Here is a 15,957-nt window from a genome sequence, read left to right on the forward strand (position 1 = left end):
CACCCCCCTATACTTTGTAATTATTTAAGCAAAATAATTGTTTAGGGTTTTATTATAATCTTAATAATTTCATCGTTATTAACAGCTTCTTCAAAAGCTTCCGTTATATCAGACAATTTAAATTCAGCACTGATTAAAGGTTCCACATCAATAAGTCCTTGCTGGAACGGACGCATAGCCTTTTCGGTCCAGACCATTCGTTCGTACTTGGTATGATGAACCAAAGTAGTAGTAATCACTTTAAAACTATTTTGGTGCCAGCGATGCAAATTCAAGGTTACAGGTTGTGTAATCCAACTGTAGAGAACTAAATGACCGTTATGCTTAAGAATCGTACTGCAAGCGTTGAGGGATTCCTGGGTACCAGCTGCCTCAAAGACTACATCAACACCTTTTCCATCGGTTAATCCCATAATAGCCTGGTACAAATCTTCTTTTGAAGGATTAATGGTAACATCTGCCCCCATTTTTTCGGCAAGTTTTAACTTACCATCCAAAATGTCGATAGCAATTACTTTAGTAGCTCCCTTCCTCCGTGCACCTTGTAACATGATCTGCCCGGCAAAACCCATTCCCATAACAGCTACCGTATCTCCTATTTGCACCCCAGATTCCAAAACAGAATGCATAGCACAGGCCAGGGGTTCTCCCAGCGAAGCGATTCTCATATCCAACCCTTCAGGCACCGGCTGGAGATTAATGGGTTTGGTTTTGAAATAATCTGCAAAGGTGCATGAACGGCTAAAAGACATCACCAGATCCCCAACCTGGTATTCATGTACTTTAGATCCTACTGCTTCGACTACCCCTCCCCCTTCATGACCAATAAATAAGGGATATTTTTCATTTGGCGGCATTTCGCCACGATAATACATTTTATCTGTACCACAGATTGAGGACTGGAATGTACGAACAAGAACCTCGTCATCCTCTAAAATTAAATCTTTCTCGACTAAAGCAAGTTTACCAGGTCCTTCGATTTTTAACATTCTGGTTTTCATAACACTGTCCTCCCTCAAATATCGTTCTTGTTACTAGTTACCACCTACCTTTACGTTAACACCCCTTTTCTCCAACATTTTCAGTATGCTCTCCATCCTCTCTTGTTCCGGCGGCATTACTGTGAGTTTATATTCCCTTCCTAGTTGCCGGTACTTTTGCTCACCAAATCTATGGTAGGGAAGCAAGTGCATTTCAGTGACACCTATCTCTTTTACAAATTCCACAGTGTTTACTAAGTTTTCTTCACTGTCATTAAAACCAGGGATAACCGGGAGCCTCACTGTTAAATTAGCCCCTTTGGCAGCTAAACGACGGGCATTGTCAAGTATAAGTGAATTTTCTACTCCTGTATGCTGTTTATGAATATCACAATCAAGATGCTTTATATCGTATAAAAACAAATCCGTATAAGGTAAACAAGCCTCTATTATCTCATAAGAAGTAAACCCAGATGTTTCTACTGCTGTATTTAACCCCCTCTCCTTACAAAGTTTCAATAAAGAAAAGGTAAATTTCGCTTGTGTAAAGGGTTCTCCTCCGGAAAGTGTTACACCACCGCCTGAATGCTGATAAAAAATGTCATCTCCTTCAATATCTTGAAGCACGTCGTATGCAGTCTTTGTTGTCCCCATTATCTGCAGAGCTTCGGCAAAGCAATGTTCCACACAAATACCGCATACTGTACATCTGCTACGGTTAATAACATTACCGATCGGCGTACTCGTAATGGCTTTTTCCGGGCAAATAGCTATACATTTGCCACATCCGATACATCTATTTGGGACTACTATAATTTCGGGGTGACCCAGCTGGGACTCGGGGTTCGCACACCATTCACACCTAAGAGGGCATCCTTTTAAAAAGACTAATGTACGGATTCCTGGACCATCATGGATAGAGTACCTTTGGATATTAAAAATGAGACCGGTTGTTCTCTCTATATCCATTAGTTATAAATCTCCCCTCGTTAAAGCATGTGCTCAGTCCTTTCGATAATGTCATCTTGCAGCTTCTTATCCAAATCTACAAACATAGCACTATAGCCAGCCACCCTCACCATCAAATCGCGGTTATTTTCAGGATCTAATTGCGCCATCCTGAGAGTATCTGCCGACACAACATTAAACTGGATATGCATTAATTTTAAAGAACAAAAACTACGCAATAGAGAAATTAGTTTTTTCATGTCGTTTTCACTCTTGAGAGCAGAAGGATGAAATTTTATGTTTAATAATGTTCCATTTGTTGCGGCAGCATGTTCCACTCGACTTACAGAACGTAAAACAGCAGTTGGTCCTTTAACATCACAACCGTGTACCGGTGAAATCCCGTCAGCTAAGGGAATACCCTTCTTCCTGCCATTGGGAAGGGCCCCCACAACGCCACCTAATGGCACATTTGATGCTACTGGATAAAGGCCGGGGCGATATTTACCACCGCGCGGATTATTATACTGGGCTACTTCCCGACAATAAAAGAGTCCTACCTCCCGAGCCAGCAGGTCTGGTGTAGTTTCCGCATTACCATATTTAGGTGCTTTATTACGCAATAATAAACGCACATCCTCCTGACCCTCGAAATCATTACTAAGGGCATCAATTAGTTGATCCATTGATAACAGTTTCTTTTCAAACACGAGTGTTTTAATTGCAGTCAGTGAATCAGCCACATCTGCCAGCCCAATACCCTGAGGTCCGGTAAAATTAAACCTGGCTCCACCTTCGGCTAAATCCTGACCTTTAGCAATACAATCATCCATAAATGATGAAACGAAGGGAGTGGGTATCAATTCCGCATGCACTTTGTCCCATGTATTAAGCATCGTAACCATGTGTTTAATAAAATAAGAAACCTGCTTTTTAAACGCCGACATCACCTGATCAAAACTTGTAAAGGTTTTTGCATCACCTGTTTCTAACCCAATGCGCTTTCCACTAAGCTGGCAAACTCCATTATGTAGAGCTAATTCGAGACATTTACCTAAATTAAACATCGCAGCATTTGTCCAACCATTTGTGTTATCGGACGGAGTAGGTTCCACGCAACCAACAATCGCATAGTTTCTAGCATCCTTTAAAGGTATACCATCACTCATTAAAGAGGGAATAATTATTTCATCGTTAAAAATAGCTGGTTTACCGCCACCCGTTTTAATCAATTCAACTACTTTTAGAAGAAAACGTTCAGGTGTTCCACTGTGGAGTCTAATGGAGAGGGCAGGTTGAGGCAACATGATATGACGGTCTGCTTCAAGACACAGGTAGGAAAGTTCATTAGTAACATCTTCCCCATCTTCATTTATCCCACCCAAAATGAGATTTTCGGACATGGTTACTCCGCCAAAATATTTAGCGGCAGGCGGAATATCACTGAGTTTAATAACCTCATTCATCTTGATCCATACACAGTCTAGTAACTCTTGAGCTTCTTCTAGCGTTAACTTTCCTTCCGCTAAGTCTTTTGAAAAATAGGGATAGAGATACTGATCAAAGCGACCTGGAGATTCGGCCAATCCGTCTGTCTCAATATGAATTATCAGTTGTAGGAACCAAAAGGCCTGTAAAGCCTCACGGAAGGTACGGGCCGGGTTTTCCGGCACCCATCTGCATATTTCGGCAATATCCTTTAGCTCCTTCTTTCTGCTTTCATCATCCTCCGTAGACGCCAACTGTTCTGCTAAATCTGCATAACGTTGGGCAAAATGTGATACAGCATCACATATAATCAGAACTGCTCGATAAAACTGCAATTTACTGATATTTTCAGGCATCGAAGGATCTAATGACTCCATCTTTTCTTGAACCTCAGTTCGAATACCCCCAAAGCCTCTTTTCAAAATAGCTGCATAATTAGGAACCAAATGACCGACACAATTGCGTAAAAACAACGTAGGAGAAATAACCGGATATGTTAGTTCGAAAATCTCCCTTGTTTCAGCAGGAAGAAGCTTCGGTGCAACTTCCAAAACAGTTTTTTCTTTCCAATAAGTTAATATATCTCGTAGAACCTTTTTTTCTTCCTCTGTTACTAAAAACCTGTTTACTGTTCTTGTAGCAAAACTGTCCAATTGCTCCGCTACCCAACGTGCACCGGTCTCAGGAAAAACCGGGGCCTTATTAGGTGCACTTGCTTGATTGCCTACGATTAGTTCTCCGTCCCCGATATAGATAGACATTTTTTCCAGAATTCGACTAAGGGCCTTGGCCCGGCGTATTACCATAGGCTCTCCCTCAGTCTCGCGATAACTTTCAGTAATAAGTACAGCCCGTTCTACACAAATAGCTTGAGGAAAGGAACGCAACCTTTTTCGCAAACTTTTTACTCTTAAGGTAGGTTCCATATAATATCATCCTCCTTACATTAAAATCACATTTTTTACCTTTGATTATTTCCCCATAACCTTCGGTAAATAAAGAGAAATTTCCGGAATATAGGTAATAAGCATTAAAGCAACAATCGCAGCAGCTAAAAACGGAATTAAGGATTTGGCAACTTCCTCAATTCGTAACTTTGAAATGCCAGAAGCAACATATAAATTGACTCCTAGCGGCGGAGTTACAAGGCCTAGACAAAGATTAGTTACCATAATAGCACCAAAATGAATGGGATCTACCCCCATCTTTACCATTATGGGCATCATAAGGGGAGCAAGGATGACTATAGCAGCGTTTAATTCTATAAAACAACCGGTAATTAGCAACAAAATATTCAAAAATAATAGTAATATATACTTATTTGGTGCCAGCTGAATTATAAAGTTGGCTATTTGTGTTGGAATTTGAGCATTAGACATAATCCAGCTAAAAGCTGATGCCGTAGCTATTACATACATTACCATGGCCGATGTCACCGCAGATTGTACAAAAATTTTAGGTAAGTCAGACAATTTTAATTCGCGATAAACAAAGAAACCGACAATTAGTCCATAAATTGCTGATACTACCGCAGCTTCAGTCGGTGTAAATACTCCACCGTAGATCCCGCCCAGTATAATAACAGGCATCATTAGAGCCCATGAGGCTTGTTTTGCATTGTTTAATACATCTTTTATACTTGCTTTATTCCCAGTCCCAACATATCCGTTTTTCTTGGAAATAAAATATACCATTATCATTAAAGATAAACCCACTAAGACACCAGGTAAGGCCCCTGACAAAAATAGGTCACCAATTGATTCACCTGTAGCCACACCAAAAGTGATAAATAAAATACTAGGAGGAATAAGTGGTCCTAATGCTCCTGCCGTCGCTTGCAGAGCAGTTGCAAAACTACGGTTGTAATTGCTCCTCTCCATAGCAGGAATCATAATACCTCCTATAGCTGCGGTAGTAGCAGGACCTGAGCCTGATATCGCGGCGAAAAACATACTTGTTAATACTGTGACTTGTCCTAAACCGCCAGGCAGCGAACCAACCAATGAACTTGCTAAGTTTATTAACCGACGGGAAATCCCACCACGCTCCATCAATGCTCCTGCCACAATGAAGTATGGAATAGCCATCATCGGGAAAGAGTCAACAGCGGCATACATTCTCTGAGCAACGACGGCCAACGGGACGTTAGTTGCAATAGCTAGTGCTAAAAGCGATGACAGGCCAATACTGATGGCAATCGGGATATCTGCAATTAAAAAAAGCGCAAATAGAGAAAATAGAAGAATCCCCATGAATTGAACCTCCTAACAATTTTTTATCTCCATTGCGGAATTTTGTCTATTTCGAATAATAACACTAAAAAGATTTTGTATGAAACGAATTGCCATCATTAAACTTCCCACCACCAATCCTAGGTAAGGAATCCACATAGGTAATTCCATGGCAGTCGAAATCTGATTGGTTTCAAATTGGACTTTAACCAGTTGTAATCCATAATATGTTATGGCTAGACAGAACCCTATACTTAATAAAATACCCATAACACCAACTCCACGGCGAATAGGCTTTGGTAACTTTTCTACTACTACCGAAACGCTTACATGAGCTTTTTCCCTTACTGCTATACTTGCGGCAAGAAATGTAACCCACTCAAACACAAAACGAAGTAGTTCTTCCGACCAGGGTAACGATGACTTAAAAACGAACCTAGCAGCGACTTGCATAAATCCTACAACTAGTGCTATCGCCATAAGTATACCTATTATTTTCTCTTCTAATTTGGCGACTAAACCTTTTCGTAAGTCCATTTTTCCTCCCCCTAACAATATTCTTATTTAGCGAAATTAAGTAAATATCACCTCCTGATATTAATCTTTTTTCTTTAACTAAAGGTTGGTGGAGTAACTACCCATATACAGATACACTTTTCGGTACCGGGGTTTCTATACAAATGTGGTTGGTTAGCATCAAAGTAAATACTGTCCCCTTCTTGTAACACATAAACCTCATTACCAATGCAAACTTCTAGAACTCCTTGCAGAATAATTGCGAACTCTTCTCCTTCATGACCATCTACTTCTCCGGATGAAGCATTAGGTTCAACCATCTTTAAGATAGGTTCCATCTTCCGATTCATGGCGGGTGCCAAAAGTTCGTAAACAATTTTTGAACTACCGATAAGGAGTTTATTTCTTTCGTCTTTTCTTACAACAACTTTTTTCTCGGGAACTTTTTCAAAAAACTCTTTCAGTTTAATTCCTAATACCTCAGCAATCTTTTTTAATGAAGCTATTGAAGGATCGGTAATATTTCTTTCTACCTGACTTAAAAAACCTACTGATAGACCAGTATTATCTGCAATGTTTTTTAATGTTAGACCTCGTTCCTCTCGTAATTGCTTGATTCTCTTCCCAATATCTACCATGATCTCCTCCAAATGTTAAAGTAAGACTAATAATGATATCTTTAAATTTTAGCACAAGTAAAATATAATGCATGACTAATAATATTTTAGTATACCTAAATACAATATATTATTTCGATCTTAATGTCGAAATTCCTCCTAATGTTTAGATATTTTTTTAAAATAAATTTTTGTTTTGCTGATCTTTATTATTAAGTCTTCTTATACTTTTCTTTGATCATGTCTCTATTTCGTTTAGCCACTTACTTCTCCCCGTTAAAAAACAAGCATAACCTTGCCACTACGCAAGGTTATGCTTATAATATCACCGGTTCTTATTTTTCCAAATTCATTACTACCAACTAATAGCAACTGCCTACTGTCTAGCTTTTCATTTATACAAAATAATGATAATATTGAAAAAAAGGTTTATGGTGGTGTAAGCATGGAGAATACCTTATTCTTTCAAATGGCGGAAAGAATGGCCTTGATCATTACCATCGCTTTTCTTCTCACCCGTTTTAAACCCTTAAGAAGGCTCCTGCACCACAACATCGCATTAAAAGAACGTTTACTTTTAACCATAATCTTTGGTGCCATCGCTATTTTTGGCACCTATTCGGCCATTGAAATCCAGGGAGCCCTGGCAAATTCCCGGGTCATCGGAGCCGTAGTCGCAGGACTTCTGGGTGGTCCCGCCATGGGTGCGGGAGCCGGTCTTATCAGCGGACTACACCGCTGGTCCTTAGGCGGGTTTACGGCCTTTGCCTGTGCTCTTTCCACTTTTACAGAAGGCTTAATCGCCGGTCTAATCAGGAACCGGCTTAATGATAGACGCGCCCGGTGGGAGATAGGCCTTTTTACCGGCGTTGTTGCAGAAAGTCTGCAAATGATCATTATCCTTCTAGTGGCGAAACCCTTTACCGCAGCCTGGGAACTGGTTCAGGTTATTGGTATGCCCATGATCATCTGGAACTCCATCGGTATCGCTCTTTTTATGATGATTATTAGAAATGCTCAGGAAGAAGAGGAACGTATCGGTGCCACCCAGGCCCAAAAGGCTTTGGCCATCGCCGATAATACCCTAAAATACCTGCGCAACGGTTTGAACCTGGAAACTGCCCGTATCGTAGCCAAAGTGATAAAGCAGCACACCTCGGTGGCCGCCGTGGCCCTTACGGATACCAAAACAATTCTGGCTCATGAAGGCGATGGTACTGACCACCATTTACCCGGTCAACCTATCATGACTGAGGCTACCCGCTGGGTTCTGGCCAATGGCGCCAGCAAAATTGCCGAAAGCAGGGAAGAAATCGGCTGCCCTTATCCCACCTGCCCTCTAAATTCGGCAGTCATTGTCCCCCTCTTTTCCCGCGACCAGATAACCGGTACACTCAAGCTTTATCATAATAAAGAAAAAGCCATTTCCCCCCTGGACCTGGAGTTTGCAAAAGGTTTAGCCCACCTTTTCTCTACTCAATTGGAAATTGCCGCCCTGGAGAATCAGAGTAAGCTATTAAAAGAAGCAGAACTCCAGGCTTTACAGGCCCAAATTAATCCTCATTTTCTTTTTAATGCCTTAAACACTATTATCTCCTTTTCCCGCTCCGACCCGGAAATGTCCCGTAACCTTTTGCGCCATCTGGGAGATTTTTTCCGTAAATCATTACTGAAGGATAAAAAGGTCATTACCCTGGCGGAAGAACTTGAAAGAATCGATGCCTACTTAAGCATTGAACAGGCCCGTTTCGGGCCACGCCTCCAGGTTTTTAAGGATATTGATGCCTCTACCCTCAACTACCCGCTACCCCCCTTAATCCTCCAGCCCCTGGTAGAAAATTGCGTAAAGCACGGTATTCTACCCAAGCCCGAAGGTGGGGCTGTCTACATTAAAGCCCGCAGCGACGGCAATGATGTCTATGTCACCATTGAAGATAATGGGATTGGGATGCCTGTGGAATTGCTGGCCACCTGCTTAAAAGGGTGTAATAAAAAAGAAGGCGGCATCGGCCTCCTTAATGTGAATGAACGTTTGAAAAACATGTATGGACCGGAAACTACCCTTTCTGTAAAAAGCACCCCCGGTAAAGGCACAGTTTTCCATATGAAACTTCCCCTAAAATGGAAGGAAGGAGGGCAAATGGTCAGTTGATTAAGGTATTAGTTGTGGATGATGAGATTCCCTCCCAAAAAGAACTTGCCTATATCATAAATCAGCACCCGGACTTTGAAGTGGCCGGAACAGCCGGCTCAGGCAGGGAAGCCCTGGAACTCCTGAGCCGCTTAAAACCCCAGGTGGCATTTCTCGATATCCAGCTTTATGACATCAATGGCATGGACCTGGCAGAAAAAATTACTCATATTGACAAGAATATACTCATTATCTTTGCCACAGCCCATGACGACTTTGCCGTCAAGGCCTATGAATTAAATGCCCTGGATTACGTAGTAAAACCTTTTGACGAAATACGTATCTTTAAAACCCTGGACCGCATTCGCAGTAACCTGACCGTGCAAGGAACACCTGCTCCCCTTGAAGAAACCTCGTGTCCTTTAGAGTCTCCCCTGGAAAGAATCTGTGCTGTCGGTAACGGCAGGTATATGGTAATCAACTGTAAAGACATCGTTTATGTCATGGCAGAGGAAAGGAAAACCCTGCTTAAACTAAAGGATGATTATCTTCCCAGTTCCTTTACTTTACAGGAGCTTAGTGAAAAACTGGACCAAAAAGATTTTTTACGGGTCCACCGTGCCTATATCGTCAATCTTCGTCATATTAAGGAGGTAATTCCCTGGTTTAACGGGAGCTTCAAACTAATCATGGAGGACCGCCAAACCTCTGAAATTCCAGTAAGCCGCCACTATGCCAGGGATTTGAAACAAAGGTTAGGCCTATAACCTGTCTGATGACAGGTTATTTTTTATACCGCAACAATACCTCTCAGTAGCCGTTTTCTACCTCTCATGCAAAAACCGTGTATCCAGTATAAATTTCATAATATTATAAAAGTAGTAAAAGAAAGGGTGGGTAAGAATGCCGAATACATTGAGACAAGACCTGGAAAAGAAATACTCTCGTTTCTATGATATTAAGGAAAAACCCTCCTTTGTCCCCTTTCCCGTGGAGCTTTATGCCCATTTTTACCAGCGTAATGAAAAATATTTTGCCAGCAAGAAGATTAACCTCTGGTCTTTGGACCACGAGGAACACTGCCTGGTTAAATATTATGACTCCCTGACTAAAACCGACCTAGAGAAAATGATTAACACTTTAAAAGAGGGGATAGGACACCTGGTTAACCCTCATCCCAACCATATGAAGACTTTTCTCACAGGGGTTTTTATTACCCGGGAAAAAGTCTCACCTGAAATGAGCAGTTTGGTGGAGAAATTTGCATACAGCAAAGTCTTCAAATTTTATCTCTACGGCTGGTGTGACCTGAGGTTGATTGTTCTGGATTTATCTTCCCGGCAGGTAATCTGTAACAGAGCAGGACGGGAGGTGAGGAAATTCTACGAAAGCCTGTTGGGGGATATGGATAAAAAACTGAACTAAATTAAAGGAGGAAACTCATCATGAGTGCTATCTGGTTAATCCTCGGCGGCATTGTTATTTTTCTTATTGCCTATACCATGTATGGTGCCTGGCTGGCCAAACAATGGGGAATTGACCCCAATCGGAAGACCCCTGCCCATACCCGGCGGGATGATATCGACTACTGCCCGGCCAAAGCTCCGGTACTTTTAGGCCACCACTTTGCTTCTATCGCCGGAGCCGGCCCCATTACCGGTCCTATTCTGGCCAGTGTTTTCGGCTGGATCCCTGTAGCCCTCTGGATAATTGTTGGTAGTATTTTCGTAGGCGGTGTTCATGATTTTGGTGCTCTTTTTGCCTCCATTCGCCACGATGGTAAATCCATTGGAGAAATCATCGAAGCAAATATTGGTAAGTCCGGCAAGAAACTCTTTGCTGTTTTCGCCTGGTTAACCCTTGTTCTGGTAGTAGCAGCCTTCCTGAGTATCACTGCCAGCACCTTCGTCAGCGTACCTGCAGCAGGTACTTCTTCCTTACTGTTTATCGTCCTGGCTGTTATTTTCGGTTTCGTTGTGTATAGAAAAAATGCTCCCCTTTCTGTTTCTACTGTAGCAGGGGTTGCTCTCCTTTTAATCTGTGTCTGGCTGGGGCAAGTATTCCCCTTAAAGATGTCTTTAGCTGCCTGGATTTATCTGTTAATTGTCTACATCTTTGCTGCTTCCGTTCTGCCCGTGTGGATGCTGCTCCAGCCCCGTGACTACCTGAACTCCTACCTGCTTTACGCCATGATTGCCGGCGCTGTTATCGGTATCTTCGCCATGAACCCCACCATCCAGTTAGCCCCCTTCACCGGTTTCTATGTCAGTAAGCAGTATCTCTTCCCCATGCTTTTCGTAACTGTAGCCTGCGGTGCTATCTCCGGTTTCCACTCCCTCGTTGGTTCCGGTACAACCTCTAAGCAGTTGGATAACGAGAAAGACGCGAAGATTGTTGGTTACGGTTCCATGCTCATTGAGGGTGTTCTGGCCTTAATCGCCCTCACTACTGCAGCTTATGTAGCCGGTCCCAAACTGGCTGAACTTCTAAAAGCCGGGGGTCCCATCAACGTTTTCTCCGACGGGGTTGGTACCTTCCTGACAGTAATCGGTATGGATTTTGCAGTGGGCAAACAATTTGCTGCCCTGGCCCTTTCCGCCTTTGCTTTAACCAGCCTGGATACCGCTACCCGTCTGGGCCGCTTTATCTTCCAGGAATTCTTCTCTGAAGCCGGTCAACAAGACTCCATCCTGACCAACCGCTTTGTTTCTACCACTATCACAGTAGCAGCCGGTGGTTTCCTGGCCTTCAATGGTTATGCGAAAGTATGGCCTCTCTTCGGCTCCGCCAACCAGCTCTTAGCTGCTCTGGCTCTTATCGCCGTAGCTGTTTACCTGAAAAAAATTGGCAAGAACAACAAGATGTTTACTATTCCCACAGCCTTCATGTTTGCCGTCACACTAACAGCCCTGTATTTCCTGGTTAAAGCCAATATGGCAGCCAGCAATTTTATCCTGGTTGGTTTCGGTATTGCCCTCTTTATCCTGGCCGTAATCCTCCTCATTCAGGCCTGGAAGGTCCTGGCAGACAAAAACACCGGCGATCCCAACCTCAAAGCATAAAAATTAATTTAAGGGCCCCTATTGGGGCCTTTAATTATTGTCCACTTTACATTTTCTGTATTATAAAAATAATTTTGTGCAATTCCCTTGTAAAATAATATAAATTATAAATATAATGGTAATTAGATGCAAATTTAACAGTCTCGTACAGCATAATATGGAGGTATGCAGATGAACCAACCACCAGACATGACTAAGAAACAAAAGCTATGGACCAGGGACTTTATCCTGATCTGTGCGGCGACTTTTCTTATCTTTTGCGGTTTTCAGATTTTGATGCCCACGCTACCCAAATATGCTGCCACCCTGGGTGCAGATAAAAAAATGATTGGTCTTATTAATGGTATTTTTACTATTGCTGCCGTATCTTTCCGTCCTTTCATCGGTCGGGAACTGGATCTCAGGGGACGCAAGGGCATTTATCTGGGGGGGTTGGCCCTTTTCTTCCTGGCCGTATTAGGATATATCTGGGTACCCACACTCTTCTTACTTCTTGCCTTACGTTTAGTTCATGGTCTAGGCTGGGCAACCTCCTCTACAGCGGCGGGCACCATCGTGGCCGATATTATTCCCCCCTCCCGCCGGGGTGAAGGAATGGGCTATTACGGCCTCTTTTCTACCTTAGCCATGGCCATTGCCCCAGCCCTGGGTTTGACGCTCATCCCTAATTATGGTTTCTCTTTTATCGCAACACTTTCTCTCATACTGACAGCCGGAGCCTTTCTGGCTGGTTATGCTATCCAGCTGGAAACCAGAAAAAATCAAGGACTGGACAGTCGTCCACCGGGCGGCAAGCCGTCCGTCTTTGATAAACGGGCTCTCAAAGTATCCCTTGTGATGCTTTTTATGACCCTTAGCTACGGCGGCGTGGTTACTTTTTTGCCCCTTTATGCGGAAGAACGGGGCATTGCCAATATCGGTCCCTTCTTTACTATTTATGCTCTATCTCTTATGGTTACCCGTCCTGTAGCCGGTAAGTATTACGACCGTAAAGGTCCTAACCACGTTATTCTTTTTGGTCTTCTATCCATCTTCTTTTCCACTGTCCTTTTGTCCCAAGCCTCGGCCCTACCTCTTTTCTTGATAAGCGGCATTCTTTACGGCCTGGGCTTCGGTTCCATCCAGCCTACCCTCCTGGCCCTGGCCATCCAGGGAATTGAACCCCAGCGCCGGGGTGCGGTCAATGGCACAGTGATGTCCGCCTTTGACCTGGGTATAGGTGTAGGCTCCCTTTCCCTGGGTCTGATTGCTAACGCTCTGGGATACTCTTATATGTATCTGATTTCGTCTGTGACAGCGCTCATCGGTTTGGCCATCTTCTTTTTCTGGCCTAAACCCGCAGCAACAGGCTGATTAGAAAACATTAAACATATACGAAAGGAGGCAGAATCAACTGCCTCCTTTCTATTCATGGAAAGAACTTCCCCCAATAAACTCCCGTAAGATAGAGTTCAGGGGAACATGCTGATCTGGTATTTCCGGGAAGTGTTTTAACAAGGTGAGAAGGCGCTGGGCATCGGCATATTCCTTCTCCTCGCGGGTAACTTTAGCCAAAAGGGGATAGGCATATTTCTTAAAGACACCCAGTTCGTAAATCAAAGCGGAATTAAACATCATGTCAGCTTCCTCCTGATAAGGAAAGATGTTTTTTTCTTCACCGCGGCGCACTGAAGGCCAGCGTTTCAAGGTGGCCAGGGCATCGTGGGAACGGAACTGGTTATCCCGCACAATCCGGCGAATGAGCCTGGTATCCGTGGTAGGTATCCTGTTGTGGTTGTCAATACTGATCTGGGTAAGGGCACTGATGTAAATTTTGTATTTATTCTCCCGCTTAATGGAGGCCGTTAATTTCTCATTGAGGCCGTGAATACCTTCAATGATAAGGGGATGATCCGGTTTAACCTGCAGTTTCTTACCGCGCCATTCCCGTTTGCCCAAAAGGAAGTTGAAAGTGGGTATCTCCACTTCCTGTCCGGCGATGAGCTGCTGCAACTGCTGGTTAAAAAGCTCCAGATCCAAGGCTTCCAGGGCTTCGAAATCGTATTCACCGTTTTCGTCACGGGGTGTATGCTCACGATCCACAAAATAGTCATCCAGGGATAAGGAAACCGGTTGAAGACCATGGACCCGGAGTTGAATTAATAAGCGCTGAGCAAAAGTGGTCTTGCCGGAAGAGGACGGGCCGGCAATGAGTACGACCCGGAGTTTATCCCGGTTGGCATAAATCTCATCAGCGATTCTTGCAATCTTTTTTTCATGGAGGGCCTCGGCAATATGAATTAAGCAATTCCCTTCATTGGGATTCTGAGCCAAAAGACGGTTAAGCCCGGCTAAATTATTAATTCCCAGGATACCTGCCCATTCTTCTGACTCCCGGAACACCTGAGCCAGTTTGGGTAGATCCGTTATCGGGGCAACTTCACGGGGATTATGGGGGGCTGGAAACCTTAAAAGAAAACCTTGGGCATAAGGCTGAAGCTGGAAAACATTTAAGCCTCCCGTCCTAGGCGCCAGTACGCTGTGAGAATAACTGGCATAATTACCGCAAGTAAGAATTCTTACTTGTTTCCAGTCCATATTCTCCACAATGGCGCTCTTTTCTTCATGGCCCTTTGCGCAGAGAATTTGTATAGCCTTTTCTTTCGGCATCATCTCAGGTATAACCGGCAGGTCTTGAGCTACAATTTCTCGCATTCTCGCCTCCAGGGCAATTATGTCTAAGGGTGATATGGTTTTATAACCTTTGAATTCACAGTAATAGCTCTTACCCAGGGAATGCTCTACTAATATGGTTCTATTGGGAAATAGCTCCCAGGCAGCTTTTACCAAAAGGAACACCAGGCTCTGCCTGTAGATCCGTATGCCATCCTCGGAGGTAAGATCAAGATACTCTATGGTGCCCGGCTCTTTAATTTCCGTGTACAAATCCACAACTTCGTTATTATACTTGGCGCCTACAATGGGAGAGGCAAATCCACAGCCATACTGCGGGGCAAGGTCCAGTAACACGGTACCGGGAGCAACATGAAGAGAGTGACTGCCTATTTGAATGGGAATCTCCTGACTTTGTTGCAGCTCTTTGAACAACGTTTATCTCCCCTTTCTGCCTTCATTATATTCTATCTTTATATCTTTTACCTCCTGTAAATTACTGTCAATTTGCCACAAAACTAATCTACAGAAAGATGATACTCGCCCTCGGCGATTTTGCTGATCGTAAGAATTGCTTTACTGTCCACGGGAAGCAATTCCCTGATCTGAGCAATATCTAAAAAGTAGTGGTAATGGGGCTTATGGGGCCCTCGACACGTACAATCCTGGGAATAGATACTTGTCTCCACTTTCTTCTCACCCACTTCCAGGCTAAACGTTGTCCCGACAGGTGGGAAAAAAGATAAAGCCTGTTTGGTAACTATAAAAATCCCTTCCTTAATCTCCTGAGGAGATCTGGTCTTTTCGTATATTTTCTCCGTTACCCTGAGCTGTGCCATAAACAATTCTCCTTTCCTACCCCATGCACCGTAAGGGACTACCTCTCATATACTATGATGAGGTGTATAGTAATATGAACAAAACACTTAGGCAAGGGGTAAAAAACAAACTCAAAAGAATATTCCCGCGTATCCGCAGGTTCTTTCCTTTTAAAAATTTTACCCGGGACCAAGTGGACCTGGATTTATGGGGCCTCCATTTATGTGTAAGCCGGGAGACGAGCCTGGACGTCCCTACTGAGCTGACCGTTGTGATCCCCCGTACGGAGCTGCGTCACGACTGTACTGAGGGAACACCGCCAGTGTGTGATACGGAGATTATTTTAAACAGCATTACTGTCGTCCTGGCTCCCCGTCATCCCCTGGCCGGCCCACCAGCAACCTTGCCTTCCCCCATGGAACCGGAAAAAGAAAAACCCCTATCGCCTAACCGCAGGTTATAGCGGCAGTCTTACGGTGAACCGGGCGCCTCCCAAAGCTCCCTTGGTTACCC

The 15,957-nt window shown here is 43.6% G+C and carries 14 protein-coding genes; 6 read left to right on the plus strand and 8 right to left on the minus strand.

The genetic code is table 11. The features are described 5' to 3' along the window. Window positions 1-41: 41 nt before the first annotated feature. From BR63_RS08470 to BR63_RS08495, 6 genes are all read right to left on the minus strand, one after another. The gene (locus BR63_RS08470; RefSeq protein WP_034422571.1) at window positions 42-1,001 is read right to left on the minus strand and encodes a zinc-dependent alcohol dehydrogenase; all 960 of its coding nucleotides are present in this window, start codon (window positions 999-1,001) and stop codon (window positions 42-44) included. A 33-nt stretch (window positions 1,002-1,034) separates the two neighbouring features. Further along, the gene (locus BR63_RS08475; RefSeq protein ID WP_034422569.1) at window positions 1,035-1,949 is read right to left on the minus strand and encodes a glycyl-radical enzyme activating protein; all 915 of its coding nucleotides are present in this window, start codon (window positions 1,947-1,949) and stop codon (window positions 1,035-1,037) included. 20 nt (window positions 1,950-1,969) lie between these two features. Further along, window positions 1,970-4,342 (minus strand): glycyl radical protein, encoded by a 2,373-nt coding sequence (locus BR63_RS08480; RefSeq protein WP_034422568.1) that lies wholly within the window; start codon window positions 4,340-4,342, stop codon window positions 1,970-1,972. Window positions 4,343-4,387: 45 nt separating this feature from the next. Beyond that, the gene (locus tag BR63_RS08485; protein ID WP_034422567.1) at window positions 4,388-5,668 is read right to left on the minus strand and encodes a TRAP transporter large permease; all 1,281 of its coding nucleotides are present in this window, start codon (window positions 5,666-5,668) and stop codon (window positions 4,388-4,390) included. Between the two features lie 12 nt (window positions 5,669-5,680). Continuing rightward, entirely contained in the window at window positions 5,681-6,184 is a 504-nt protein-coding gene (locus tag BR63_RS08490) for a TRAP transporter small permease (protein ID WP_051965783.1), read from the minus strand. A 74-nt stretch (window positions 6,185-6,258) separates the two neighbouring features. Then, window positions 6,259-6,801: a helix-turn-helix domain-containing protein gene (locus BR63_RS08495; protein WP_034422566.1), complete on the minus strand. Its 543-nt coding sequence runs from the start codon at window positions 6,799-6,801 to the stop codon at window positions 6,259-6,261. 424 nt (window positions 6,802-7,225) lie between these two features. Between BR63_RS08495 and BR63_RS08500 the strand changes: the two genes are divergently transcribed. The 5 genes from BR63_RS08500 to BR63_RS08520 all read left to right on the plus strand — a co-directional run bounded on the left by BR63_RS08500 (window position 7,226) and on the right by BR63_RS08520 (window position 13,326). Continuing rightward, the gene (locus tag BR63_RS08500; RefSeq protein WP_034422565.1) at window positions 7,226-8,932 is read left to right on the plus strand and encodes a sensor histidine kinase; all 1,707 of its coding nucleotides are present in this window, start codon (window positions 7,226-7,228) and stop codon (window positions 8,930-8,932) included. Beyond that, window positions 8,929-9,678, plus strand: a complete 750-nt coding sequence (locus BR63_RS08505; protein WP_051965781.1) for a LytR/AlgR family response regulator transcription factor — start codon at window positions 8,929-8,931, stop codon at window positions 9,676-9,678. Before BR63_RS08500 ends, BR63_RS08505 begins: the two co-directional genes overlap by 4 nt. Window positions 9,679-9,814: 136 nt before the next feature. Further along, entirely contained in the window at window positions 9,815-10,336 is a 522-nt protein-coding gene (locus BR63_RS08510) for a DUF8052 family protein (RefSeq protein ID WP_034422560.1), read from the plus strand. 20 nt (window positions 10,337-10,356) lie between these two features. After that, window positions 10,357-11,973 (plus strand): carbon starvation CstA family protein, encoded by a 1,617-nt coding sequence (locus tag BR63_RS08515; protein WP_034422559.1) that lies wholly within the window; start codon window positions 10,357-10,359, stop codon window positions 11,971-11,973. A 171-nt stretch (window positions 11,974-12,144) separates the two neighbouring features. After that, window positions 12,145-13,326 carry an MFS transporter gene (locus tag BR63_RS08520; RefSeq protein WP_034422557.1) on the plus strand — a complete coding sequence of 394 codons (1,182 nt, stop codon included), beginning with the start codon at window positions 12,145-12,147 and terminating at the stop codon, window positions 13,324-13,326. Between the two features lie 51 nt (window positions 13,327-13,377). Here the strand turns inward: BR63_RS08520 and BR63_RS08525 are convergent, their stop codons facing one another. Both BR63_RS08525 and BR63_RS08530 read right to left on the minus strand, forming a co-directional pair. Next, window positions 13,378-15,060, minus strand: a complete 1,683-nt coding sequence (locus BR63_RS08525; RefSeq protein ID WP_207724782.1) for a nucleoside kinase — start codon at window positions 15,058-15,060, stop codon at window positions 13,378-13,380. 83 nt (window positions 15,061-15,143) lie between these two features. Next, entirely contained in the window at window positions 15,144-15,464 is a 321-nt protein-coding gene (locus tag BR63_RS08530; protein WP_034422555.1) for a hypothetical protein, read from the minus strand. 74 nt (window positions 15,465-15,538) lie between these two features. Between BR63_RS08530 and BR63_RS08535 the strand changes: the two genes are divergently transcribed. Then, on the plus strand, window positions 15,539-15,907 hold the full coding sequence (locus BR63_RS08535; RefSeq protein WP_051965780.1) for a hypothetical protein: 369 nt from the start codon (window positions 15,539-15,541) through the stop codon (window positions 15,905-15,907). The last annotated feature ends 50 nt before the right edge of the window (window positions 15,908-15,957 follow it).

It is taken from the genome of Thermanaerosceptrum fracticalcis, assembly GCF_000746025.2.
GTDB lineage: Bacteria > Bacillota > Peptococcia > DRI-13 > DRI-13 > Thermanaerosceptrum > Thermanaerosceptrum fracticalcis.

Coding starts and splice junctions, on each gene's coding strand:
- BR63_RS08470 (WP_034422571.1), bottom strand. CDS start 1,001: ATGAAAACCAGAATGTTAAAAATCGAAGGACCTGGTAAACTTGCTTTA.
- BR63_RS08475 (WP_034422569.1), bottom strand. CDS start 1,949: ATGGATATAGAGAGAACAACCGGTCTCATTTTTAATATCCAAAGGTAC.
- BR63_RS08480 (WP_034422568.1), bottom strand. CDS start 4,342: ATGGAACCTACCTTAAGAGTAAAAAGTTTGCGAAAAAGGTTGCGTTCC.
- BR63_RS08485 (WP_034422567.1), bottom strand. CDS start 5,668: ATGGGGATTCTTCTATTTTCTCTATTTGCGCTTTTTTTAATTGCAGAT.
- BR63_RS08490 (WP_051965783.1), bottom strand. CDS start 6,184: ATGGACTTACGAAAAGGTTTAGTCGCCAAATTAGAAGAGAAAATAATA.
- BR63_RS08495 (WP_034422566.1), bottom strand. CDS start 6,801: ATGGTAGATATTGGGAAGAGAATCAAGCAATTACGAGAGGAACGAGGT.
- BR63_RS08500 (WP_034422565.1), top strand. CDS start 7,226: ATGGAGAATACCTTATTCTTTCAAATGGCGGAAAGAATGGCCTTGATC.
- BR63_RS08510 (WP_034422560.1), top strand. CDS start 9,815: ATGCCGAATACATTGAGACAAGACCTGGAAAAGAAATACTCTCGTTTC.
- BR63_RS08515 (WP_034422559.1), top strand. CDS start 10,357: ATGAGTGCTATCTGGTTAATCCTCGGCGGCATTGTTATTTTTCTTATT.
- BR63_RS08520 (WP_034422557.1), top strand. CDS start 12,145: ATGAACCAACCACCAGACATGACTAAGAAACAAAAGCTATGGACCAGG.
- BR63_RS08530 (WP_034422555.1), bottom strand. CDS start 15,464: ATGGCACAGCTCAGGGTAACGGAGAAAATATACGAAAAGACCAGATCT.
- BR63_RS08535 (WP_051965780.1), top strand. CDS start 15,539: ATGAACAAAACACTTAGGCAAGGGGTAAAAAACAAACTCAAAAGAATA.